Source organism: Pedobacter petrophilus (assembly GCF_009674725.1).
Classification (GTDB): domain Bacteria; phylum Bacteroidota; class Bacteroidia; order Sphingobacteriales; family Sphingobacteriaceae; genus Pedobacter; species Pedobacter petrophilus.
The window spans coordinates 1-25146 of the sequence record NZ_WKKH01000022.1; the positions used below are offsets into that span (position 1 = coordinate 1).

Below are 25146 nucleotides of genomic sequence, written 5' to 3' on the forward strand. Positions count from 1 at the left end.
GTTACAACCTTCCTAAAACAAAATATTATTTGGAAAAATTTTAATTATTATTTGGATTTAAACACAGTTCATCCTGAATTTATTTCAGGACCTTACGAACAAAGCTTACTACACAAAAAAGACCCGCTTTTCTGCGAGTCTTTCATTCTATTTTAATGTTAAACTATGCAGGTTCTGCAACTTTAACTACGTTACGGTATGGGAAAGAATTACAGATATGACGACGGGCAAAACGACCCGGTGAATCTGCATTCACTAATTTAATGTAAATGGCTCTTGGTACGTCAAAGTACTCATAAGCGCTTCCATCAAAAAACTGGATGTTTAAAACAGATTGTTTGTATTCAAAATCTAAAATATTAGAATTTGTAATCGTTTGTGTGTAAGTCTCGATGTTTTGCTCACGTGTTTCTGGCGCAATACTAACCAGGAAATGGTAAGCTTCTATAATTTCTTTACTTCTTGCCTCTGCCGCTAATTTCTCCTCTTCAACCTGGAATTTATCAGGGTGGAACTCTTTCATCATCGTGCGGTAAACCGACTTAAGCGCTGCAAGCTCGGCCGTTTTATCTACGTTCAAAAGCTTTCTGTAATCTACTATCTTTTTCATTTGGCGCAAAGGTACGATTTATAATGATTTGATTTAGAGAAAGTTTAATTTCATAATGATTTCTTTATAAGAATCTTACATCATAAATGTTAACTCCTAAATAATTTTATTCCTGTATTGAATAGATATAAAGCAAAACCACTAAAAACAAGGTTTACAAATCACGCTTCCATAAAAAAAGCCGTCTGGTAAACCAAACGACTTCTAATATTTTGTTATAACGGTCTTTAGTATTTCACCTGTAAGGAGTTTTCTATTACTTCTTTATAAAAATTTACATAAGATGGTAAGATTTTTTTCAGATCGAAATCCTGAGCTCTTGTAAATGCATTCTCCTTAAACTGTTTTAAAGTTTCATCATCTTTTAAAATGGAAATGGCATTTGCCGCCATTGCCTCTACATCGCCCACATTACTCATATAACCACAGAAACCATCTATATTTAACTCAGGCAAGCCGCCGGCGTTTGTGGTAATTGCCGGCACTTTACAAGCCATGGCCTCTAAAGCAGCTAAACCAAAACTTTCAGACTCTGAAGGCATTAAAAACAGATCAGAAACCGATAGAATTTCTTCTACCGCGTCTTGTTTTCCAAGGAAACGAACATTTTCTCCGATGTTTAAACTGCGACAAAGCTGCTCATCGTATGCACGTTCTGGTCCGTCACCCACCATTAATAATTTAGAAGGAATTACAGCCTGTACTTTTTCGAAAATCTTGATCACATCTGAAGTCCGTTTTACTTTTCTGAAATTAGAGGTATGAATTAAGATCCGTTCGTTATTTGGTGCAATCGCTTTTTTGAAGTGATCTTTAGCCTGCAAACTGAATCGGCTGAAATCGATAAAATTCGGGATTACTTTAATATCCTTCGTAATCTCAAAATGGTTGTAAGTATCTTCTCTTAAATCATCAGAAACAGTTGTTACACCATCACTTTGATTAATGGAAAAGGTTACTACCGGTTTATAGGTTGGATCTTTACCAACTAGGGTAATATCTGTGCCGTGTAAAGTGGTTACCACGGGAATATGAATGCCGTAACTGGCTAAAATCTGCTTTGCCATAAAAGCTGCTGAAGCATGTGGAATAGCATAGTGTACGTGAAGAACATCTAACTGCTCAAAACGAACTACATCAACCAGTTTACTGGCTAAAGCTGATTCATATGGTGCGTAATCAAAAAGCGGGTAATCTCTTACCGAAACTTCGTGATAAAATAAATTTGCGGAGAAAAAATCCAGTCTGGCTGGCTGGCTGTATGTGATAAAATGAACCTGGTGTCCTTCATTTGCGAGTGCTTTTCCAAGCTCCGTTGCAACTACTCCACTACCCCCAAAGGTTGGGTAGCAAACAATTCCTATCTTCATTTATAAATGCGTTGTTGTTATGCAAATGTAGCCCATTTGAATGTATAATGCATGTCGGAATATTGCAATAAAAAATGAACTGAACACTCTTCAAAAAAGCAAGGTTTTTATCGCTTATGAAGTTAAAATCTTACTTCAAATACCCCATCCTTAATTACAATAGAATCCCTGAGGTTTTTAATATTATACAAAGTACCATTGATTTTACCGCCAACGATGGGAACGCTACTGTCTTTCGGTTTTTCATATTTTGTTATTTCTATTTTGAAAGGATTTTTCTGCTCATTAGTGGTATAAAAATTCGAATTTTCTAAACCAACATTGGTAGCTAAATACATATGATTCGCAAAATCCTTTTGATATGCTTTGGCATCCGAAAGCAAATATATTCCTGGTTTGATGTCATAAACCTGAAAGGATAATTTAGCATCAAGCGTTGTGTTCAAAAATGTTCTAGGAACAGTTACCTTTACCCTATACATGTCTTTTTGTGTGCCATCGCTGTTTCCAACGCCAGTCCAGCTTCCGCTAAAAATGTCTCTGTTTTCATCTATTGATCCTTTGATATTTAAAGATTGACCTGCAATATTGGCGTTGAAATACTGGGTATACTTTTCTTTTATAGTAGTTTCAGTTATATTTTTCTCACAAGAGAAAAATGATAGGCTTACAAATAAGAAGCTTGTAATTTTAAGATATGTTTTCATTTGAGTATGTGTAAAACAAATCTAACACTTATTCCTATAAAATTATACACAGCAATATATTTTTATACATGATTTTTTGTCACACTGTGAAGATAAAATTTATATCTGTATAGAATAGCAAGAATTGATGAATAAAATTGAGATTTTTTATTGAGAATTATTTAAGATTCCGCATCTCTTCTTTAATCACCAGAAAAAGCTCATTTGGCCTTTGAGTGCCGATAAAATATTCCAGACCATCCCGATCTGTTAATACTACGGCGTCTTTACCTGAAGAATAAAAACGAATGGTGCCTTTTGTGTGAAGATTGTATACCGGATTATTAAAGAAATAACGACTATAAGTAGCTTTCCGCACATCTACAATGCTGTTCAAATCGATTTTTACCCGTTTGGTAGTCCATAAACCATCCAATATCATACTGCCATTGTCTACCACAATTTTGTATTGAATGAGGAAAAGTAGCAGCATAGAAACGCCAATGATTCCAAAACCAACTACTAAAAAAAGATCCTGAGTATTGTCGCGATCGCGCTCGTAAACGTAAGCTGCAAAACAGAACGCAGCCATAATTAATCTGATGAAAATGCGAACATAATCCCGGCCAATGTATTGTTTTTCGATATAGGCGTATTTGCTTTCCACTTAGTTATTTTCGAGTTCGAATATAGCAACTTTTTTTGTTGCAGTAGATAATTTATATCGATTATCCTGTCGCATGCCAGCAATCCAAATAATCTCACCGTTTCCGTTTACCAGGATCGGTGTATTATGCTTTAAATGAAGTGGAACTTTTTCATCAATAAAAAAATCGCTCACCTTTTTGGGAAAGCGCATGCCCAGCGGAATAAATTTATCTCCGTTTTGCCATTTCCGCAACACCAATGGAAAGATCAGTTTATCAGCACTCACAAAGGCTTTTGCGGCATCAATTTCAAACTTTATTTCTGTAGAATAGCGTAGCGAAATGGTATAATCGCCGAAATTAGTTTTGGCTGCTGAAGGATGAATAAACTGGTTAAGCAGCATACTGGCATTCTTTTCTACAATCACCAGGTCGGTTCTATTAATTATCGCCTGATGGCTTAAACTAAAAAAATGCGTGCCACTTACAGCGCCTAAACTATTCAAAATCTCCTCAACAACAGGCGCTGTAAAATGAAATGGCTTAAGCAACTCATACAACAGAAACTTTTGAGGATTTAGCTTTACGATCTCTGTTAATGATAAATACCATCCATCAGATTTTCGGATTAGAATTTCTGTACGAAGCTGGACTACCTGTAAATCCAAAAAGTTTTCGAGTGCAGTAAAACGGGCAATGTTTTCTGCAAAAGTTTTTTCGAGGTTTGGGTTGATTTCCTGCAGATGCGGAATCACCTGTAACCTTAATTTATTTCGGGTGTAATTCGTACTTAGGTTCGAACTGTCTTCCACAAACGCAATGTTATCCTCTTCAATAATATCGTTAATCTGCTCACGGTTTAAGAACAGCAGCGGCCTGATGAGCCGATCTCTCTTTGGCAAAATGCCATGCAAACCACTAATTCCGGTACCCCGGATAAGGTTAATCAATACCGTTTCGATGGCATCGTTCTGATGTTGTGCCAGCGCAATGTAATCGTAACCATTTGCCAGCCGAATCTCCTCAAACCAGGCATAACGCAAAATCCGCGCTACCATTTGAGTAGAAATTTTATTTTCAGCAGCATATTTTTTCGTTTCGAAATGCGTTACATAAAATGGAAGATCGTGAGCATCAGCCAGTAGCCTGACAAAATTTTCGTCACGCTGTGCCTCATCTAACCGTAAACCAAAATTACAATGCGCTACACCAATATTAACGCCTAATGCCTTAAAAAGATGCATCATTAATACCGAATCTTTTCCTCCGCTAACGGCTAAAAGAATCTTGTTACCACTGGTAAACAACTCGTTTTTCTTAATAAAATCCTGAAATTGAGATAAGGGTAACATCCACCAAAAATATTTAATTTTAACTGGTATTCCGAACGTTCGGAACAAAAAACTAACTTTGTAGGGTGCAAAAAATATTTGTTTTTCTATTTCTTCTAATAAGTCCTTTTTTTCTATTCGGCCAAAAGCAGATTAAAATAGTTTCGTACTCCAAAATTAGCGGAGATATGAAAAACAGTGTTACTTATTTAAGAAATCCGGTTTTCCAACAAGATAACGCCACGCTGACATGTGATAGCGCTGTTTTCTACAATAAGCGGAATTATTTTGAGGCCTATAGAAATGTGCACATCAACCAGCTTACCACCGATATTTATTCTGATCAACTGGAATATGATGGAAATAAAAAGCAGGCCCATTTAACCGGAAATGTTCGAATGACAGATCCTACCTCAGTTTTAACCACTAATATTTTAGATTATAACACAGTCAGCAAGATAGGGACTTATACCAGTGGTGGAAAAATTGTAAATCAGGAAGTTACCCTGACCAGCAAAAACGGTTATTATTTCAGCGGAAGTAACGATGCTTATTTCAGGTATAATGTAGTGGTGGTTACCCCACAGGTAACAATCAAATCTGATACCTTGCGGTACAATACACAATCAAAATGGACATATTTCTATGGCCCAACCAATATAAAGGGCAAAGATGATAACCTATATACTGAAAATGGTGCTTACAATACGGCAAGTGAAGATGCTTATTTTGGGAAGAAGAACCTATATACCCAGGGAACGAGATCGCTGAAAGGTGATAGTTTATATTATTTCGGTAAAATAGGCTATGGTAAAGCAGTGAAAAACATTGTGTTTTCTGATACAAAGGATAAAATGAAGATGTTTGGCGATTTGGGTTATTACTATAAAATCGATCAGCGAACATTGGTAACCCGAAATGCTTATTTGGGCATTGGCACGGAAGATTCAGTATTGGTGAAAGGAAAAAAGCGCCCGGATAGTTTATGGATGGGTGCAGACACCCTGGAAACCCAGATGGTTTTACAGAAAAATTTAAAACTGGTTCCTAAAATTTCGATAAAAGCTGATAATGAGGTTGGCGAAGACGATGAAGAAGAAGGCGCAAAAGATGGTGCCGAATCGCCAGAGAAAACCTCAACAGAAAATACAGAGGGCAACGCAAAAGATAAGCGAAATTTTTCAGGTAAAAATGAAAAGGGTGCTAAAAACAAGCCTAAAGGCGATCGGAAGAATACTGACCCAACCAGCCTATTGCCTAAATTGCCAATAGATTCTACCCAGACAGACTCCTTGGCGAAAAGTCTGCCCAGGCTAAGTATAGATAGTTTAAAAAATGGAAACATTTTAAAAGCTAAAGCAGATTCTATTGTTAAAAATCTTCCAAAAATTAAATCAGACAGCCTGACGAAGAAAGTAATCAAAAACAATTCTTTAGCCGGAAAAGACGCTATCGGCAAGGTGGATAGCTTAACCAAAAATATCGGTAAAAAGGACATAAAAAACCTCGGCAAAGGGGTAATTTCGGCGCTGAAACCTGGTATTGTTAAGAACGATACAACGAAATTTAATCCTGCAGATACTGTTCAGGCAAGGATTATAAAGGCCTATCATGGTGTTAAAATCTTCAAAACCAATATTCAGGCTAAAACAGATAGTTTATTTTACACCAGTGCAGATTCTACGTTAAGGTGTTTTATAAATCCAATCATCTGGTCAGAAGGATCGCAGCAGATTGCAGATACCATCTATGTGCAGTTTAAGAATAAAAAGCTGAATAACTTACAAGCCATTCGCAATGCTTTTTTAGTGAATACCCCAAAAGATTCCTTGCGTTTTAACCAGATTAAAGGCAGGTTAATGACAGGTTTCTTCAACAACGGCAAGCTCAAAACCATGTATGTTGATGGCAATGCCGAAAGTATTTATTATACCCAGGATGACAGCACTAAAGTGTATAAGGAAATGAATCAGACCCTGAGCAGCAGGATCAAATTTGTTTTCCAGGACAATGAGAATGATATTGAAGACATTGTATACATTAAAGGTGTTGAAGGTGCATTGAATCCAGAGACCAAAATATCTAAAGATAATGTGTTGAAAGGATTTTCATGGAAACCTAAAGAACGGCCAAAGGCTAAAAAAGACGCCATAGGCTCGTCGGGAAAGGCGAAACCTAAAACAAAAGCTAAAGCGGCAGTAGCGAAAAAACCTGCTGTTGCAGGAAAAGCGACTGCCATACCAGCTAAAACTGCTATTAAAATAGCGGATCAGTCAAAAGTGAAGGCAGTGAAAGATACAGTGAGCACAAAGAGAAATCTGTTTCAGGCAAAACCTACTGACACAACTAATTTCGGGATCAAACCCATTTTACCCAAAAAGGATTCAACCCAGCTGAAGCAGTTAAAGAAAATGTAATCTTTTTTATTTAGCTTTCAGAAATTCGAGCATCTTTTTCAATGCCTGCGCCCGATGGCTAATGGCATTTTTTTGTGCCATATCCATTTCTGCAAAAGTAATGTCGTAGCCATCCGGCTGAAAAATCGGATCGTAACCAAAACCTTTCAAACCTGATAAATGCGTTCTGATGGTGCCATTGATCGTGCCTTCAAAAATATGGTTTTGTCCATTTTGCAATAGTGATATAACCGTTTTAAACCTTGCTTTTCTATTGGAAACCCCGGTAAGTTTTTTAAGAACGAGGTTGATATTCTCCGAATTATCACGGCTGCCGGCGTAGCGTGCAGAAAACACACCAGGCTCGTTATTGAGCGCTTCTACTTCCAGTCCGCTATCATCTGCAAAACAATCCAACTGAAAGTTTTCCAACACATAAGTGCTTTTCAAGGTTGCATTGCCTTCAAAAGTATCTGCGGTTTCAGGGATATCTTCTTCACATCCGATATCGCTTAAATTCAAAACCTCATACAGGCCGCTAAGTGCTAAACGGATTTCGTCGGTTTTATGCTGATTATTGGTCGCGAAGACGAGTTTTTTCATTATGGTTAGGTGGTTAGGTTTTGGAAAAAATTGAGCAGCTCATGTTATAATATCCATTAAGTTTTTGTTGGTAAAATTTTCAAAACTCCAAACTTGATACCTGATACTTACTACTCAAATCTTAATATTCTAATCTTAATCTGTACACTACTTAATTTTTTGAAGATGGCCCCAAAGCATTTTCTTAGCCGTTAAATCGCTATCAAGCTGATGTAGATTTGGCGCAAAGATAATCCTGGTAGATTCATGTACAATGATTTCGTTTTGCCAAACGTAATTCAACTGTAAGTCTGAAATTTCAACTCCAAAAGAAAGCATAATTACTGGTTTGAAAAACTGATGAAAAGCCGCAAAGTTAACCCCGAAATGATGGGCATAATTTAACAGTGCAAAATCTGCTGTTCCTAGATCTACCGCCTTTACAATTTTCCGAAGCAGTTCCCTCCCCTGTTCTGTGCTTACATCATGCTGAGGATCATTCACTAAAATCAAGACAAACTTCTTATTCCCGCCCAAAAATTTAAATGATTTTTCTTGCGCTGGGGGGGTAATAACAGGCGGAACCTTGACGATTTCCTGATGAGCCTGTAGTACTTCTACAACTTCTGGCGTTGAAAATGTACTGTTTAGAGCCGATGAAACCAAATTATCTACTGGTTTAATCTCCACTTGAGACGGAGGCAAAACAGGCTCTGCAGCAACACGATGCACGATTTCTACGCTTTCATCTTCTACCAAAAAAACTTCTTCAGTAAAAAATAAACGTAAAGCGTTCGCATTGTTGGTAACCTGGTTTTCCATTCGTATTTTTGTAGGATAATAATTTCTGTTAAAATTAGTTAAATATCTTATAATAGCGCCGCTAATTGTTACTTTTATCCCTTAAAATTTATAGAGTGCTCCCTGTAAAGAAGGCTTATTCCTTGTTCGTTTTTAGCTTTATTTGTAGCTATTCGTTTGCTCAGAACGTTGCTGTTATAAATGGCAAACCCATAAGTACCAAAGAGTTTATTTGGTCTTACAAGAAAAGCCATAACGGAAGTGTAAGCACAGATTATGCAGATTTAGCATCCTATCTTAACTTATATTTAAATTTTAAACTGAAAGTTTTAGATGCCCGTGAGATGGGACTGGATAAAAATCCGGTTTACCAGGAGGAAATAAAAACTTATGAAACAGCATTAGAAACACGTAAAAAAACAAGTGTAAATAGTAAAAATCACGATTTTTTGCTGAATGAATATCGCGAAGGTGTTTTGATGTTTAACGTTTCTGAACAGAAAATCTGGAATAAAGCACAAGATGATGAGCAGGCAATAAAGGATTTTTACCGCAATAACAAAAAGGATTACAAGGAACCGTTAAGTGAAATTAAAGGGTTGGTAATTGCAGATTACCAGCAAAGCTTAGAAGAAAACTGGCTGAAAAGCCTTAAACAAAAATATCAGGTCAAGGTGAATGAAAACGAGTTGAAAAAACTTGCAAAACCTTAAAACTGTAACAGATTAATATAATAATTGCAAAATATAAATAATAGAATGAAAAAAGTTTTTTTAGTAGCAATCGCATTAGTTTGCTTGTTTTTAAATAGTTATGCTCAAACAAAAAAACATAACATTGATAAAGTTGCTGCTGTTGTAGGAAATAACATTGTACTGCTTTCTGATTTAAACCAACAATACACGCAATATCTTTATCAGGGGAACCCTGCTAATGAAGATGTTAAATGCAAAATTTTACAAAATACGCTTACGCAAAAGCTATTGAAACAGCAGGCAGAAATTGATTCTGTAATGGTTGAAGATGCACAGGTGGATGATGAGGTGAACAAACGGATGCGTTACAGTATGCAACGTGCGGGTGGCCAGGAGCGCCTGGAGCAGTTCTTAAATAAATCTCTGCTTCAGTATAAAGATGAAATCAGACCATCAGTTAAAGATGAGTTGATTGCACAGAAAATGCAGGCAAAAATCACAGAAAATATTAATGTAACTCCAATGGAAGTAGAAAAATACTTCAAAACATTGGGCGATAGTATTCCGGAGTTTAACACGGAGGTTGAAGTTGGTGAGATTATTTTAGATCCAAAACTAACCAAGGCAGAAAAACAAAAGTTCCACGATAAAATTGAAGCCCTTCGTTTAAGGGTAAAGAGCGGAGATGATTTCGGAGTATTGGCTAAAACTTATTCTGAAGATCCGGGTTCATCAGCTGATGGCGGCGACTTAGGTTTCTTTGATAGAAGTACCATGGCAAAAGAATTTACGGCCTGGGCTTTTAAGCTTAAAGCAGGTGAAATGTCTCCTGTTTTCGAAACTGAATTTGGCTTCCATATTTTACAGGTAATCGAGCGCCGTGGCGAGCAGGTGCACGCACGCCATATTTTGGTAAGGCCGGCAACCACACCAGAAAGTTTAACTCGTTTACAGCTTCATGCAGACAGTATCTACAAAAATATTTCATCGAAGAAAATCAGCTTTGCTGCGGCAGCAAGTTTATTCTCGGACAACAAAGAGTCGAAATTTAATGGTGGTATGATGCTAAATGCAGAGAATGTTCAGGCCAGAAGTACTTTCATCCCGATTGATAAATTAGATCCTTCCGTATTTTTAGTGATTGACACCATGAAGATTGGTGCCGTTTCTAAACCGAATTTATATACTGCTGCTGATGGAAAGCAAGGGTACCGCATTTTATATTTGAAGTCGAAAATTCCACCTCATAAAGCAAATATGGCACAGGATTTCCCAAAAATCAGGGATGCTGCACAAAGTGATAAAATTAATCGTACTTTAAGTGAATGGTTTGAAAAACGTCGTGAAAGCACTTATATTAAAATTGACGACGAATTTAATACCTGTGACGAATTAAAAATCTGGACTAAAACGTCCACAGCCGCAAAATAATACGAATGCAGTACAAAAACGAAGTAGAAGCTGTCAACGCACTTCACCAGGCTTTTAACAATATTAAAGCTGAAATTGGTAAAGTTGTAATAGGACAAGATGAGATCATCAAATCTGTATTAATCGCCATTTTTAGCAACGGACATTGTTTGTTGGTTGGCGTACCCGGATTAGCTAAAACTTTACTCGTTCAAACTGTAGCTGGCGTGCTGGATTTAGATTTTAACCGGATTCAGTTTACACCGGATTTAATGCCAAGTGATATCATTGGCGCGGAGATACTAGGAGAAGACAGGCATTTTAAATTTATTAAAGGGCCTGTTTTTTCTAATATTATTTTAGCTGATGAGATCAATAGAACTCCTCCGAAAACACAAGCTGCGCTATTGGAAGCCATGCAGGAAAAATCGGTTACTGCCGCCGGGCAAACCCATATTTTACCAAAACCTTTCTTTGTTTTAGCTACTCAGAATCCAATAGAACAGGAAGGTACTTATCCCCTTCCTGAAGCACAGCTGGATCGTTTCATGTTTAATATTCAGTTAAATTACCCTGCTTTTGCAGATGAACTGAACATTGTCAGAAACACAACAAGCAACAAAACCATTCAGTTACAAAAAATCATTCATGCAGAAGATATTCAATATTTTCAGCAATTGATCAGGAATATTCCGATTACCGATAACGTATTGGAATATGCCGTTAAACTGGCTTCTAAAACCCGCCCGAATAGTGAGTTTGCGACGGATGCAGTAAATAAATACATCAGTTGGGGCGCCGGTCCGAGGGCCTCACAATTCTTAGTTTTAGGCGCTAAATGCCATGCTGCGGTAACGGGCAAATATGCACCGGATATAGAAGATGTTCAGGCAGTTGCTGAGCCAATTCTCCGCCACCGAATTGTTCGGAATTATCGTGCAGAAGCAGAAGGGTTATCCATCGAGAAAATCATTAAAGATCTTTTATAGGCTGCTTTTATTAAGCAGTTCTTCAATTTTTGTTGATTTAATTAAAATACTATCTTTAAAGGTAAATTCATTTACAATAAATAATTAAGCTAAATGAAAACTAAAGCTTTAACCTTAATTTTCTTTTTACAACTCCTTTTCGTAACTACATTTGCACAGAAAAATGCAGGTTTGGGTACTTTGTTAAATAAAAATGCTGAATTCATTTTTCCGCAAACACCAGAAAAAATTTCTGTTGTTTTAAAGGTTAAACCTATTTTTACGGAAGATGCCAGTGAGGAACAAAATGCAAAGTGGATCACGAAATCAGGTTTAGCACTTTACGGTACACTTGGAAATAACAGAAGCATCAATGAGATCTGGTTTGATATTCCTGATGATAAATTTTTGATTATCTCTGGCTTGCCTTATCATTTAACTTTAAATCAAACTACTGTTCAGGAGGCGTTGGTAAAATTTAAAAAAAATAAAGTTAAAAAGACAATGCCCGAAATGTATGGTGCGCTTGAGGGCGGCACAGAACTAGAAGTTAAAATAGGCAATCGGTATGTAACCCTCTTCTTTGACCGGAAAAACCTGTTAAAATCTGCTTCTATTTTACTTGGTTTTATTGATCCCGCTGCCGGTTAGTTTTTATTTAAAACTGTATCACCCCATAAATAAAGCCTGCATATTTTGTAATTCATTGAAAATAAATATATTTGCAGCAGATTATAAAAAAATGCTACGTCAAATACATATCCGAACATTAAGCTTTAGCCCGTCTTGTGGCATAAAGGGATTGGATATGAACTATAATTTTCTCTTCAATCCTTAACTGATTTTCTGTTTATTACAGTCAACATCTAATTTAAGAATCAATTTATTAAAATTTTTTCCTGGTTTTTACAACCCTGAAAATCAACTATATCCATCATGGACATTTTTACAACCGTAGAAGAAAAATATCTACAGGCCGTTGAAGAATTAAACTGGGGCGAGCTCCCGAAAGCACATCAATATTTCAATGAACTTATCGCATTCGATCCTGAATATGCCAGGGCTTATTACCACTTAGGAAACTTCAACCATTATCATTTCAAGAATTATCAAAGTGCAGGTTATTATTACAAAAGATGCATTGAAATTGATTCTGATTTTCCAGAGGTGTACGAACCTTATTTAAAGCTGGTTATTACATTGAAGATGCATAAATTAGTAAAGCAAGTTGCAACCCAGGCATTATCGGTTCCCGGCGTTTGTGAAGCTAATATCTACGAAAGTCTGGGTTTGTATGCAGAGCGACAGCAGGATTTTAAATTAGCTGAAAACTATTTTAAGAAAGCAGAAATGTTTAATTCAATTCCAGATATGCAGCTTGTTTTTAAGGAACACCAGAACAGGGTTAAAAGTAAAATAAACAGCACAAAAACGATGATTTACGATTTATTGGCATAAGTAATCATCCCACTTATGCCGTTTATTTATCTGCGTTACAATTAGCGCTTCGAATCTTTATTTTCTTTTTTTGTTACTATATTTACCACTCAATTACAAAGCAAAAATTTTAAATCAAAAATATTCGATATGTCAGCTCACGATTCACACGCTCCGGTTCAGGAAACAAAAGGCATTTGGACACTTCCTTTAGCAGCATGGATTCTTACTTTAATCCTTTTAGTAGCATTTACCCGTCCTATTTTCGTGCATAACGCCGCAGGATCAGGCCATGAAAATACGGAAGCTAAACCACATTCAAAAGGAGAAGAAGCCGAGACATCACACCACTAAAAATTACTATTATAAAAAAAAGCGATGGATTCATCGCTTTTTTTATGGGCTATCATTTCACCTGATTCATAAGATTTGGAAAATCGGTGATTACTCCATCCACGCCCAGACTCATAAAATACTTTAAATCTTTCGTGGTGTTCACCGTCCAGGGGATAATTTTGATCCCCATTTCATGGCACCGATCTACCAGGCCTTTCCCAACCAGCACCGAATACGGGCTGTAAATAGTTGGTTTAAAACCCAATTTGGTAATGTAATCTTCAAATGGCTCCTTCTCATCAATAAGCAGTGATGTTTGAATTTTTGGATATTTCTCATGTAAATATTGAAGCGTTCTCATATCAAAAGATTCTATAATCACACGCCTGGCAATCTTCTTTGTATTCACCACTTCCATAATCAATTCTACAAACGCTGCAGGCTCTGGGTGAAATTCATTATCGCCATTTTTAATGGTTTTGGTTTCAATATTATAAACCGGTCTTGCCAATTTATTTTCTTTAACATAAGCTTCAACAGCATCAATGGTTTCAGAAAGCAGGGGTTTATAGGCTTTAAATTTCATTTGTCCTGGAAAACGGGCATGAACCTTACTCCCTACATCGAACTTCTTAACCTGCTCATAATCCATCTTGTAGATATTGTAATTTTTCTGGTCTTTGAAAGTAATGGCTTTTCCGTTAGGCATTAAGGATATTTCATTATTGAAATATGGCTCTTGCGATAACACTACTTGTTTATCCTGAGAAATCACCGCGTCCATTTCTAATGTGGTTACGCCCAGATCCAACGCCTTTAACATTCCTTGAATGGTATTCTCTGGCATAATACCTCTCGCACCGGCTTTACCCTGAAGATCAAACTTTCGTTTCTGTGCAGATGCATTCAAAAATAATAAGATAGCAGTGGAAAGGATAAGGAGTTTTTTATGCATAAATTTCATTTTTAGGGTAAACGTAAAACTCAGGTTTAAGTTATAAAATAATGAGCTAACGGGTTGCATTTCTCTGCCCGGTACACAACAAAAAAAGCTTCCCTTTAACAGGAAGCTTCTTCATTCACATTTTTGATTACTATCTTTCTGCCGGCACAAATGCTTGTACAACGAGGTTCCAGCTGGCATCAGCCGCTTTTTCATATACAAACACATAGTTGAAACTTTCGCGTAAATCTGCTTTATAATCAATAGTAGCAACACCAAAAGTATAAGCCAGATCACTACCTAAAGCTTTATCCACGCCAGTAGTTTTTAAGTTAATTTTGCTAATCATTCCGTTATAAAACGAAAGGATTTTTCCTTTTCCGGTAATAGCCTCATTACCTGGAAACAATAAACGCGAATCATCTGTCATAAATCCACCAAAAGCTCCAATACCATGCGTTTTGAGGAAGGTATTTAATGTTTTCTCTGTGGTTAAGATAATTTCACGGCCTGCTTTAATTTCTCTTTCATTTAAGAATTTAGGCGCAACATGGTCTTTTGGCTCTACAAATCTGGGTGCAGTTTGATCTAATGGCTTATTGCTTGAAGTTTCCAGATCAATTGCCAGTTTCCACTTGCCATTTTCCGATTTCCAGATGGATAAATATTGACCATACTGTTTCTCTTCACCGTTAACCGAATAAGGACCAGTTGTAAAACCTAAATCACCACTACGGGAAACTTTAGCCAGATTAGGCTCCCAGGTAACTGACTTTTCACCTTTTGTTTGTGTATTATAGAATGTTTTTACGTTTACCGGATTCGGACGAAACACCAACGCACTTCCCAATGAATACTCGAGATAAGATTCTTTGTCGCCATTTTTTGCAATAGATTTAGCAAAATCCTTTTCTGCGTTAACCAGGGATTTTGTAGTTCCATCATTTTTCTGTGCGAAGGCACTCAGTGCTAAAAGGGATGCAATCGCGGTTGAAAATATTTGTTTCATTATATGTTTAAGTATAGTTGTGGGCGAATATAAAAATTTTATCTGCTCGCAGACTTCAAAAGTAATTAACAATTACACATTTATTTTTCGCGGTAGATTGTTTCCAACACGGTTTGATCCGTAGCCTTTAGTGTATTTCTGTCGATATTGGCAAGGTTATCCAATTGGGTATGCCAGTTAATGTAAAAGCCACTGTTATCATTGTAATGGATAATATCTATCGAAGGAACACCTGCTTTATTCATCCAAAAATGATCATCAACCAGTTTTCCGCTAGGCAGGTTTACAAAATAAGAACTAAAACCAATTTCGTTTCCAATTACCCACACATTGCTGACCACATCTGGTGCGGCCTGGCGGGATATTTCATCCTGCGTAAATTGCGCATTACCGCCACCAACCATATCGAGGTTAATGCCATAGCGTGCTTTGTAACCTTTCGCAACTGCAGTTTTAGCCCAATATTGAGAACCCAAACACCAGGTAACTTCATCAGGAGTTTCATCATTTGCCTTTCCATAATCTTCCAGATCCCACAAAATGAAGTCTACACCCACATTAGGTTGCTTTTTTTGAACCTGACGCGCCATCTCTAAAATTACGGCCACGCCACTTGCACCATCATTTGCAGCATCGAACGGTTTGTTGTGATTTGATGGATCAGAATCCTGATCTGAAAACGGGCGTGCATCCCAATGGGCTGTAATTAATACCCTTTCCTTTTTCTCCGGATTGAAGCTGGCCTCAATATTTTTTAACTGGAAGCTTTTGCCATCGTAAGTTTTGGTTTTTTCACCATTTACTTTAACCGCAGCACCGAACGATTTCAACTTTGCAACTAAATAATCTGCACATTTCTGATGCGCTGTTGTACCTGGAATACGTGGACCAAAATCTACCTGCGCTTTGGTATAAAGGTAAGCGCTATCGGCATTAAATTCTGGTGAAACCAATTTAACAACGGCATCATCCGCATTTGTGTCGGTTTCAGTTTTTGATTTATTTTTACATCCCTGAAATGCAATAAATCCAATTAATGGGATGATTAAAAGTTTTCTATTCATGTAGTAAAATTTAAAATTAACGATCGGTAGTTAAGAGAGAATATAATCTACAATGGCCTGGCAGTGAATCTTGGTAGTGTCAAATACTGGAAATTCAAAATCATCCTGACTGATCAGCATTGGAATTTCTGTACATCCCAAAATGATTCCCTCGGCACCTTCTGCTTTCAAATCATTAATTATTTTAATATGCTGTTGTTTGGTTTCTTCCAACACTAAATTTCTACCCAATTCTTCTTTAAGTGTAAACTGAACATAATCTCTGGTTTCTTTTAATTTAGGCACATATACATTTAATCAATGTTCTTCAAGCTTTTTCACATAAAAGTCTTTTTCCATGGTAAAAATTGTTCCTAAGAGACCTACGTTTTTGATTCCGGCAGAATTTACAGCTTTTGCAGTTTCCTTTCCAATATGGATAAGGGGTAAATTAATTTCTTCCTGAAGTTGATCGGCAAAAAGATGCGCTGTATTGGCACATAACGCAATTGCATCTACCCCACTTTGATTTAAATTCTGGCAAGCCTTTAGTAAAAGATCAAATGATCCTTCCCATGTTTTATCCTGAACATCACCAAAATTTAAAGAATAAATTAAACACTCGGCAAAATTTAATCCACCTAGTCTATCATTTACTCCTTTATTAATGAATTTATAGTAATCTATAGTAGATATCCAGCTTATTCCACCAACTAAACCAATTTTTCTCATGGATGATTAATACCGCTATTGCCTAAGCCTTACTCCAGGTTGTTCCTTCTTTACTGTCTTTTAACTGGATGCCCAGTTCCTGTAAACCAATTCTGATTTTATCAGAAGTAGCATAATCTTTGTTTGCTTTCGCCTCCGTACGAAGATCAATCACCATATCTAAAACACCATTCAGATCATTGCTTCCGGCATCTTCATCTTTTAATCCGAGGATATCGAAAACGAAATCGTTGATTAACTGCTTGAGTTTTCCGAGTTGTTCTGCTGAAATTTTCGCTTTACCATCGTAAACTGTATTGATAATTCTCACGGCTTCAAATAATTCGGCAATTAGAATCGGACTATTGAAATCATCGTTCATGGCGATGATACATTTCTCTTTTATCGTCTCGATGTCGAAGTCGCTTTCTGCAGAAACAGTAAGTTTATCCAACAAACTAATCGCGGCCATTAAACGCCTGAAACCTTTCTCAGAAGCATCCAATGCATCATTCGAAAAATCTAACGTACTGCGGTAATGCGCCTGTAACATGAAGAACTTAACCGTCATAGGGCTATATCCCTTCTTTAAAAGCGGGTGAGCGCCGGTAAATAACTCCAAAGGAAGAAATCCATTTCCGGCAGATTTAGACATTCGCGTACCGTTTACCGTGAGCATATTGGTATGCATCCAGTAACGGGCAGGTTGTTTGTGACTGCAAGCTTCAGATTGTGCAATTTCGTTGGTATGGTGCGTTGCCGCAAGATCCATTCCACCACCATGAATATCAAATTCATCTCCCAGGTATTTAGCGCTCATTGCTGAACATTCAATGTGCCAGCCCGGAAAGCCTAAACCCCATGGCGATTGCCATTGCATTAACGTTTCTGGCTTTGCTTTAATCCAGAGCGCAAAATCTAAACGGCCCCGTTTTTCATCCTGACCGCCCAATTCTCTGGTATTGTTGAGCATATCTTCCAAATTCCGGTTGGTGAGAATGGTGTAATTATATTCCTTACTGTATTTTTCTACATCGAAATAAACATTCCCGCCGATTTCGTAGCCATAACCATTTTCGATGATTACTTTGATCATTTCAATCTGCTCAATAATATGCCCGGTTGCGGTTGGTTCTATGCTTGGCGGCAGCGTATTAAACATGCGCATTACATCATGGAAACCTAAGGTATATTTTTGTACAATTTCCATGGGCTCCAGCTGCTCCAGTTTCGCACGTTTGGCAAACTTATCATCACCTTCGTCTCGATCGCCTTCCAGGTGACCAGCATCAGTAATGTTTCGCACATAGCGAACTTTGAAACCTAAATATTTCAGGTACCTAAAAATTAAATCAAAAGATAAAAAGGTACGGCAGTTGCCCAAATGCACATCGCTGTAAACAGTCGGACCACAAACGTACATCCCAACATGGTTTTGGTTTAGCGGTTGAAAAAGTTCTTTCTTACGTGAAAGCGTATTATAAAGCTGTAAGCCAGTATTCATAGTGCAAATGTAATATTTACCAGCGGAAAGTTTTAGGAATGAAGAATTGTTTAATGGGCAGAGCGATTTATTGACAATTCTTAAATGAAAGGCTTTATAAACTTACTAACCCTGATCTGCATGGTGCAAATCAGGGTTAGTAACTTAAATACGACGATAGAACCTGAAACTAATTACTTTTTCAACTTAGATTTGAAAATCTTTTCCAGTTTTTCAATTTTTGGCTGAATCACTAATCTGCAATATGATTCGTTGCCATTTTTGTTGAAATAGTTTTGGTGATAGCTTTCAGCCACATAAAATGGCTTTGCGGCTTCAATAGCAGTAACTACCTTTTTACCGTAAGCATTGGTTTTGTTCAATTCTGCCTTGTATTTATCTGCTAAAGCTTTTTGTTGTGGTGTATGATAAAAAATAACTGAACGGTATTGTGTTCCCGTATCTGCACCCTGGCGGTTTAAAGTTGTAGGATCATGACTTTTCCAGAAAACTTCCAGTAATTCATCATAAGAAATCTCCATCGGATTATACGTAATCTGCAATACTTCGGCATGACCCGTATTACCGGTACAAACCTCCTCGTAAGTTGGGTTAGCCAGTTGCCCGCCTTCATAACCGGATTTAACCGCAGTAACCCCTTTTAGCCTTTGAAATATGGCTTCTGTACACCAGAAACAGCCCATTCCAAAAGTTGCCTTCCCTGTTTTTTTTGTTTGCGCATTTGCCTGGCTGATACTTAAAACTGTTAATAAAACTAAAATTATCCTCTTCATATGATCTGTTTCTTTACTATTTAGGGTTTCATTTCTTACACTATATTACGAAAATATCAGCAGCATAGTTTCTGTTCAAACAATAATGGATTTTGAATGACAATCGCCAGAAAGCATGATTTATCATCCTGTTGTTAATAACTTAAAATACTGATTAATAGATTTATAATTTGATTTTAAGAACCGAGATCTCACTTATTAACAATTCTTTTTTAAATTCGTAATACATTAAATTTAAAATCATGTCTACACCGTATATTCCTTGTTTAGATTTGGGTTCATATATCAATGGAACTGAAGAAGAACGCAAAAAATTTTCTGATGAATTGGGCCGGGCCTTTAACGATTCAGGTTTTGTAACCATTACCAACCATGGTTTAAGTCAGGAATTGATTGATAAGCTTTACGAAAACATTCGCGCAGCATTTACTTTGCCGGTAGAAATCAAGCGCAAATATGAAAAACCAGAACTTGCTGGTCAGCGGGGATATACCAGCGCCGGAAAAGAAACTGCAAAAGGTGCAAAAACCCCTGATTTAAAAGAATTCTGGCAAATTGGTCAGGAGGTTACCGATGGCGATCCGGTGAAAGATCAGTATCCAGACAATGAGGTGCTTGAAGAATTACCTGAGTTTAATAAAATAACAGGCGATATCTACAAAAAACTGGAAGAAAACGGCACGCATCTTTTACGTGCAATTGCAACTTACCTGGAATTGCCGATTGATTATTTTGATAAACATGTTCATAATGGAAACTCGATTTTAAGGGGAATTCACTACTTCCCGATCGAAAATCCTGAGGTTATTCCTGATGATGCTGTTCGTGCTGGTGCACATGAAGATATTAACCTGATTACCTTATTGATTGGTGCAAGTGCCGATGGCTTAGAGGTATTGACGAGAAGTAATGAATGGTTGCCAATTAAAGCACATCATACTGATATTGTAGTGAATGTAGGCGATATGCTGCAACGTTTAACCAATAACAAATTAAAATCGACTACACACCGGGTGGTGAATCCGCCTCGCGAACTGATGAAAACTTCTCGTTTTTCTGTTCCGTTTTTCTTGCACCCACGTAGTGATATGGATTTAACCAGTTTGCCATCAACCATTGATGCGGAACACCCTAAGGTTTACAGCGACATGACTGCCGGTGAATATTTAGATGAACGGTTAAGAGAGATTGGATTGAAGAAGTAGTCTGTAGTCCGGAGTCTTTAGTCCGGAGTCCGGAGTCGGAAGTGTGGCGTCTAGAGTCAAAATAGTATAAAAAGCATTAGCCAAAAGCTGATGCTTTTTTGTTATCTTAAATCATGTATTCTACCCATTTAGAAATTTTCAGACAAATAAAAGGAATCGGTTCTGCTTCCGGGATATTCTCCGCTGATGAGCAGCTTTACATCGTTGGTGACAATAGTGGCTTTTTGAATAAATACAATGTAGACACGTATGAATTGGAGAAGATCCAAATATTGTTTGATCAAACGGTTACTGAAAATGAAAACATCCCAAAACATTTGAAGCCTGATTTTGAAGTGCTCTGTCACATTGATAATTACCTTTACATTTTAGGTTCTGGCTCTACTGCTACGAGGAGTATCATGGTTAAATACGACTTAAAAACCAAAAAAGTTAAGCAGGAAAGTTTAAGTAAAACTTACGAAAAAATGAGGTCGATTTCTAGCGTCAATGCTGATAATTTCAATATTGAAGGCGCTGTTTTCACCGGAACAAACTGGCTGCTTTTTAACCGTGGAAATGGCGACGAAGCTAAAAATGGAATCTTTACTTTATCAGGAAATGATTTAATTAATGCCGGAGATATTAAGTTCAATACACTGCTATTGCCAAATATTAATCATGTAGAATCATCATTTACAGATGCTACGCTAATAGGAAATGAGATCTTTTTCATCTCAACTGCTGAAAACACCAAATCTACCTACCATGACGGTGAGATTCTCGGGAGCTTTATTGGGAGTATTAATGCAAAAAACTTACAACTCAATTTTAGCTATAAAATTCCCGGCAAACACAAGTTCGAAGGCATTACGTTATTTAAACAAGAGAAAAAACGGATAGAATTTTTGCTATGCGAAGATCGTGATACTGACGAGTTAAACACAACTATCTATAAGTTGAGTTTAACCCTGTAAGATGGTTTTTTCTATGTTACCCCCGATTACCCTGGTTCAGAGTTGTCAACTTTCTAGCGTAATAGCTATTAAAGCTGACAACTTTATATTATATTAAACTATATTTTCAGCGTTGTCAGCTTCCTGGCCTACTGGCTATTTAAAGTTGACAACACTTTTCGAATCATCAATTGCCCTATTCACCACATCTTGAATTCTTCCTCTTATTTTTAGATTAGAAAGCCTGTCGCTCACCGTTGGATTTACCCTGTTTGATAAGAAAATGTAAACCAAACCGCGGGAAGGATCTACCCAAACACAGGTGCCGGTGTAACCTGTGTGTCCATAAGTTTGTGGAGAAGCCAGGTTTGACGGATAATGTTTAGTGGAATCAGGGTCCCAGCGATCAAAGCCTAAACCCCGGCGACTTACATTGGATTGCTTTGCGGTAAAAGTATCTACGGTTTGCGGTTTGAAATATTCTGTTCCGCCATAAGTACCGTGATTCAACATCATTTGATAGAGAATGGCAAGGTCATTTGCACTGGCAAATAAGCCGGCGTGACCAGATATCCCTCCTGCTAATGCAGCACCCTGATCATGAACATAACCCACTAATAAGGTTTTTCTAAAATAAGTATCCAGCTCTGTTGGAATAATCTGCTCTTTGCTAAATCTGTTTCTCGGCAAAAAGCCCGCTGTTTGCATACCAAGTGGCTTATAGAAATTTTCGTAAGTGTATTGGTTAAGCGGCTCTTCGGTAATGTGCTCTACAATATCTTTCATCACATACATGCTAATGTCGCTGTACACATATTTGCCCCGGGTTCTGATGGGAGCGTTCAGCATTTTCGGCCACATAAAGTCTTTAAAGAATCCTTTTTTTATGTAGTAATCATCGGCCACTTTAGTAGGATAAGCTGCTGATGAATCTCTGCTATAATCACCGGTTTTTACATAATCATGAAAAGGGATATAAGGGATAAAACCCGCCTGATGCAGCATTACTTCCCTTACCGGAATATTATTCATGGGGGAAGTTCTGGCTTTGGCAATGTAAGTGCCAATGGTGGTATCCAGTTTCAGCTTGCCTTCTTCAACCAAACGCATTACAGCAGGTGTGGTTGCTGCGATTTTCGTTACAGATGCCAAATCAAAAATATCAGTGGTACGATCGGGTACATTGGTGTCGTAGGTGTGTGTGCCATATGCCTTATTGAAAATCACTTTACCATCTTTAGCCACTAAAACCACTAAACCTGGTGTAGCCTTCTGACTGATCGCCTCTGCAGCAATGGCGTCTATTTCGGTTAAAGCATTCGAATTCAACCCGGCATCTTCGGGCACCGTATATTTCAAACGGGTTTTAGGCGTAATAAATCCAGACCCAATGGTATATCGTGCCGAAAAAGCAGTGGTGAGTTTATTCCCGGCAGCAATACCTCCAAAAATATATTGAGGAATCAATGCCGCAGCATCTGCGTTATTTTGTGCCGTATAAACAATGGGCGATTTTAATAAATCAAATGCCTTTAACCCTGTTCCATTTCCAAAGTAGGCTAAAATCAACTTCTTTGTTTTACTGATGTTGTTGATAAAACTGATGTATCTCGCTTTTAAAATATTTTGATCATCAATGGAAATCAGCACAGTATTGTAGTATTTCAAATCATCTTCCAGATCGTTAAGGTTAACACTATCGCGATAGCTATCAGCTGTAAAAGATGTTACCTTACCATATTTATTCGCAAGGCTATCAAAAACGGTACTATAGGCAAAACTCAAACTTACAGAAGCAATGGTCTTTTTTTCAAGCGATTTTAAGGGAATAATCGTATCCTGATTATTTAATACTACAGTTGTTTTGACAATGGTGTTGGCGATGGAGAGTTTTTTTTCATTATTGCTATGCTCCTGTGCGCAAGCCATTAAACACAGAATATTCAAAAAACTCGCCGCAGCCAGGATCACTAATCTATTTCGCTTCATATACTTTCTCTCCGTTCAGGTAGGTTTTTAATACTTTAGTTTTTAATATATTTTGTGGTGAGGATTTCAAGAGATCCTGATCCAGGATTACAAAATCTGCAAGTTTTCCTTTCTCCAGGCTTCCCTTTTCCTGTTCTTCAAAATTAGCCTTTGCAGCCCAGATTGTCATTCCCTTCAATGCTTCTTCAGCCGTTAGGGCATTCTCCACCTGGAAGCCTCCTTTAGGAAAACCTTTGGCGTCTGCTCTCACCGTTGCAGCATAGAACGTCAATAATGGATTAATGTTTTCTACCGGAAAATCTGTTCCCAGCGGGATCCAACCGTTTTGTTTCAGCAATTGCCTGTAGGCATAGGCACCTTTCAACCTGGTTGCACCTAAACGTTGTGTGGCCCAATACATATCTGAAGTGGCATGGGTAGGTTGCACAGACGGAATGATACTGGCACTGCCAAATAAATTAAAATCATTCGGATTTACGATTTGTGCATGTTCAATCCGCCAGCGTTTATCGTTCTTGCCTTTTAAAATTTTATTGTAAATTTTTAACATTACGCGGTTGGCTGAATCGCCAATGGCATGTGTACACATTTGGAATCCGTGTGAGGCAATTTTCTCTGCCACTTCTTCAAAGTGCTTTTGATCGCTCAGTAAAAATCCGGTTTTAGCAGGCAGATCTGAATAAGGATGAAGTAGACATGCACCCCTGGAGCCTAGCGCACCATCGGCATAAACCTTAAATGAACGAACATTTAACCGATCCGTTTTAATGGCACCACGTTTAAAAAGGTAATCATAATTCTGAGGTGCATCAGCCAGCATGACATATAAACGCATTTTCAGCTTATTTTCCTGTTGAAGTTTCTGAATCAAATCTACCGTTTGATAAGGTAAACCGCAATCATCAATGGTGGTTAAGCCGGCAGCAAAACAGTTTGTTTGGGCATCAGTTAAAATCTTCTCAGCAAGTTTTGCATCAGGTGCAGGGATTTTACTTTCTACTAAAGCCACGGCATTATCAATTAATACGCCAGTGAGTTTTCCATTCTCCGTTAGCATATCTCCTCCCGTTAATTTTTGTGCTTTGGTGATGCCTGCCTCAATAAATGCCTTTTGATTTACAATAGCCGCATGGCCGTCAACTCTATTAAGGAAAACAGGTCGGTTGGGAAACAACTTAGATAGTTCTTCATTAGTGGGAAAAGCTTTATTTTCCCAATCATTCTGGTCCCAGCCGTTGCCAATTAACCAGCCACCCGGATGGGTTTTTGCAAATTCGATTAGCCGTTGGAGAATCTCTTTCCAGGATTTTGTATCCCGCAAATCGGCTGCCTGCAAGCTTTGTCCATAACCAAAAAAATGAGCATGGGCATCAATAAATCCTGGATAAACGGACTTCCCATCCGCATTTACCTCATTTTTTGCAGAAAATTTTGATTGAATAGCCTTATTCGAGCCCAATTCGAGAATCTTCCCATCCTTTACCGCAAAAGCTTCAACGGTATCGAATTGATTATTAACAGTGTAGACTTTTGCATTGTAAACGATTACATCGGCCTGCTCCTTTTGACTACAAGAGGCAAATACCACTGCAATAAAAAGCGTATATAAGATGGGTTTCATATCGATAAAGATAGAAAATTGTAATCATTCGGTTTTGTAAATTCAGCTTTACACAAGGAGAAAAGTCTGGAATTAAACCCTCAGTAGGATCCAACTCCACTCCCTATTTTTACGTCATTTCTGCGACAAGCCATATTATCGCAT

General features: G+C 37.6%; 23 protein-coding genes and 1 pseudogene. 9 read left to right on the forward strand and 15 right to left on the reverse strand.

Annotated features, from left to right (window positions below; all coding sequences use genetic code 11):
• Positions 1–163 precede the first annotated feature (163 nt).
• From GJU39_RS14075 to tilS, 5 genes are all read right to left on the reverse strand, one after another.
• Positions 164–610, reverse strand: coding sequence for a KTSC domain-containing protein (locus GJU39_RS14075; RefSeq protein WP_154281500.1), 447 nt, complete (start codon positions 608–610; stop codon positions 164–166).
• Between the two features lie 227 nt (positions 611–837).
• Positions 838–1980 carry an N-acetyl-alpha-D-glucosaminyl L-malate synthase BshA gene (gene bshA, locus GJU39_RS14080; RefSeq protein WP_154281502.1) on the reverse strand — a complete coding sequence of 381 codons (1143 nt, stop codon included), beginning with the start codon at positions 1978–1980 and terminating at the stop codon, positions 838–840.
• A 122-nt stretch (positions 1981–2102) separates the two neighbouring features.
• On the reverse strand, positions 2103–2687 hold the full coding sequence (locus tag GJU39_RS14085) for a DUF5025 domain-containing protein (protein ID WP_154281504.1): 585 nt from the start codon (positions 2685–2687) through the stop codon (positions 2103–2105).
• A gap of 157 nt (positions 2688–2844) precedes the next feature.
• The gene (locus tag GJU39_RS14090; protein WP_029282618.1) at positions 2845–3333 is read right to left on the reverse strand and encodes a hypothetical protein; all 489 of its coding nucleotides are present in this window, start codon (positions 3331–3333) and stop codon (positions 2845–2847) included.
• A complete protein-coding gene (gene tilS / locus GJU39_RS14095; RefSeq protein WP_154281506.1) occupies positions 3334–4665 on the reverse strand; it encodes a tRNA lysidine(34) synthetase TilS in 1332 nt (443 codons plus the stop codon).
• Positions 4666–4832: 167 nt separating this feature from the next.
• On the opposite strand from tilS, the gene GJU39_RS14100 reads away from it, so the two are divergent.
• On the forward strand, positions 4833–7061 hold the full coding sequence (locus GJU39_RS14100) for an OstA-like protein (RefSeq protein ID WP_245227901.1): 2229 nt from the start codon (positions 4833–4835) through the stop codon (positions 7059–7061).
• A 6-nt stretch (positions 7062–7067) separates the two neighbouring features.
• On the opposite strand, the gene rdgB is transcribed toward GJU39_RS14100, so the two are convergent.
• Both rdgB and GJU39_RS14110 read right to left on the reverse strand, forming a co-directional pair.
• Positions 7068–7643, reverse strand: coding sequence for an RdgB/HAM1 family non-canonical purine NTP pyrophosphatase (gene rdgB, locus GJU39_RS14105; RefSeq protein WP_154281508.1), 576 nt, complete (start codon positions 7641–7643; stop codon positions 7068–7070).
• Between the two features lie 147 nt (positions 7644–7790).
• Complete coding sequence (locus GJU39_RS14110; RefSeq protein ID WP_154281510.1) at positions 7791–8444, reverse strand: hypothetical protein; 654 nt, start codon at positions 8442–8444, stop codon at positions 7791–7793.
• A gap of 95 nt (positions 8445–8539) precedes the next feature.
• On the opposite strand from GJU39_RS14110, the gene GJU39_RS14115 reads away from it, so the two are divergent.
• From GJU39_RS14115 to GJU39_RS14140, 6 genes are all read left to right on the forward strand, one after another.
• Positions 8540–9136, forward strand: a complete 597-nt coding sequence (locus tag GJU39_RS14115; RefSeq protein WP_342448213.1) for a hypothetical protein — start codon at positions 8540–8542, stop codon at positions 9134–9136.
• A 45-nt stretch (positions 9137–9181) separates the two neighbouring features.
• On the forward strand, positions 9182–10549 hold the full coding sequence (locus tag GJU39_RS14120) for a peptidylprolyl isomerase (RefSeq protein WP_154281514.1): 1368 nt from the start codon (positions 9182–9184) through the stop codon (positions 10547–10549).
• A 5-nt stretch (positions 10550–10554) separates the two neighbouring features.
• Positions 10555–11517: an AAA family ATPase gene (locus GJU39_RS14125; protein WP_154281515.1), complete on the forward strand. Its 963-nt coding sequence runs from the start codon at positions 10555–10557 to the stop codon at positions 11515–11517.
• Positions 11518–11610: 93 nt separating this feature from the next.
• Positions 11611–12147: a hypothetical protein gene (locus GJU39_RS14130; RefSeq protein WP_154281517.1), complete on the forward strand. Its 537-nt coding sequence runs from the start codon at positions 11611–11613 to the stop codon at positions 12145–12147.
• 285 nt (positions 12148–12432) lie between these two features.
• Positions 12433–12954 carry a tetratricopeptide repeat protein gene (locus GJU39_RS14135; protein ID WP_154281518.1) on the forward strand — a complete coding sequence of 174 codons (522 nt, stop codon included), beginning with the start codon at positions 12433–12435 and terminating at the stop codon, positions 12952–12954.
• Between the two features lie 129 nt (positions 12955–13083).
• A complete protein-coding gene (locus GJU39_RS14140) occupies positions 13084–13287 on the forward strand; it encodes a hypothetical protein (RefSeq protein ID WP_154281520.1) in 204 nt (67 codons plus the stop codon).
• 52 nt (positions 13288–13339) lie between these two features.
• On the opposite strand, the gene GJU39_RS14145 is transcribed toward GJU39_RS14140, so the two are convergent.
• The 6 genes and pseudogenes from GJU39_RS14145 to msrA all read right to left on the reverse strand — a co-directional run bounded on the left by GJU39_RS14145 (position 13340) and on the right by msrA (position 19252).
• Entirely contained in the window at positions 13340–14224 is an 885-nt protein-coding gene (locus GJU39_RS14145) for a glycerophosphodiester phosphodiesterase family protein (RefSeq protein WP_245227905.1), read from the reverse strand.
• A 139-nt stretch (positions 14225–14363) separates the two neighbouring features.
• Positions 14364–15221 (reverse strand): nuclear transport factor 2 family protein, encoded by an 858-nt coding sequence (locus tag GJU39_RS14150; RefSeq protein ID WP_154281523.1) that lies wholly within the window; start codon positions 15219–15221, stop codon positions 14364–14366.
• Positions 15222–15301: 80 nt separating this feature from the next.
• Positions 15302–16285, reverse strand: coding sequence for a M28 family peptidase (locus GJU39_RS14155; RefSeq protein ID WP_154281525.1), 984 nt, complete (start codon positions 16283–16285; stop codon positions 15302–15304).
• A gap of 30 nt (positions 16286–16315) precedes the next feature.
• A pseudogene (locus GJU39_RS14160) lies at positions 16316–16996 on the reverse strand (aspartate/glutamate racemase family protein).
• Positions 16997–17018: 22 nt separating this feature from the next.
• Complete coding sequence (gene cysS / locus GJU39_RS14165; RefSeq protein WP_154281526.1) at positions 17019–18479, reverse strand: cysteine--tRNA ligase; 1461 nt, start codon at positions 18477–18479, stop codon at positions 17019–17021.
• Between the two features lie 173 nt (positions 18480–18652).
• The gene (gene msrA / locus GJU39_RS14170; protein WP_154281527.1) at positions 18653–19252 is read right to left on the reverse strand and encodes a peptide-methionine (S)-S-oxide reductase MsrA; all 600 of its coding nucleotides are present in this window, start codon (positions 19250–19252) and stop codon (positions 18653–18655) included.
• Between the two features lie 242 nt (positions 19253–19494).
• Between msrA and GJU39_RS14175 the strand changes: the two genes are divergently transcribed.
• Both GJU39_RS14175 and GJU39_RS14180 read left to right on the forward strand, forming a co-directional pair.
• Complete coding sequence (locus tag GJU39_RS14175) at positions 19495–20457, forward strand: isopenicillin N synthase family dioxygenase (RefSeq protein WP_154281528.1); 963 nt, start codon at positions 19495–19497, stop codon at positions 20455–20457.
• A gap of 113 nt (positions 20458–20570) precedes the next feature.
• A complete protein-coding gene (locus GJU39_RS14180; protein WP_154281529.1) occupies positions 20571–21413 on the forward strand; it encodes a DUF6929 family protein in 843 nt (280 codons plus the stop codon).
• Positions 21414–21548: 135 nt separating this feature from the next.
• On the opposite strand, the gene GJU39_RS14185 is transcribed toward GJU39_RS14180, so the two are convergent.
• Together GJU39_RS14185 and GJU39_RS14190 are read right to left on the reverse strand one after the other, a co-directional pair.
• Entirely contained in the window at positions 21549–23381 is a 1833-nt protein-coding gene (locus GJU39_RS14185; protein ID WP_154281530.1) for a serine hydrolase domain-containing protein, read from the reverse strand.
• Entirely contained in the window at positions 23368–25002 is a 1635-nt protein-coding gene (locus GJU39_RS14190; RefSeq protein WP_154281531.1) for an amidohydrolase, read from the reverse strand. The genes GJU39_RS14185 and GJU39_RS14190 overlap by 14 nt, the downstream gene beginning before the upstream one ends.
• Between the last annotated feature and the right edge of the window lie 144 nt (positions 25003–25146).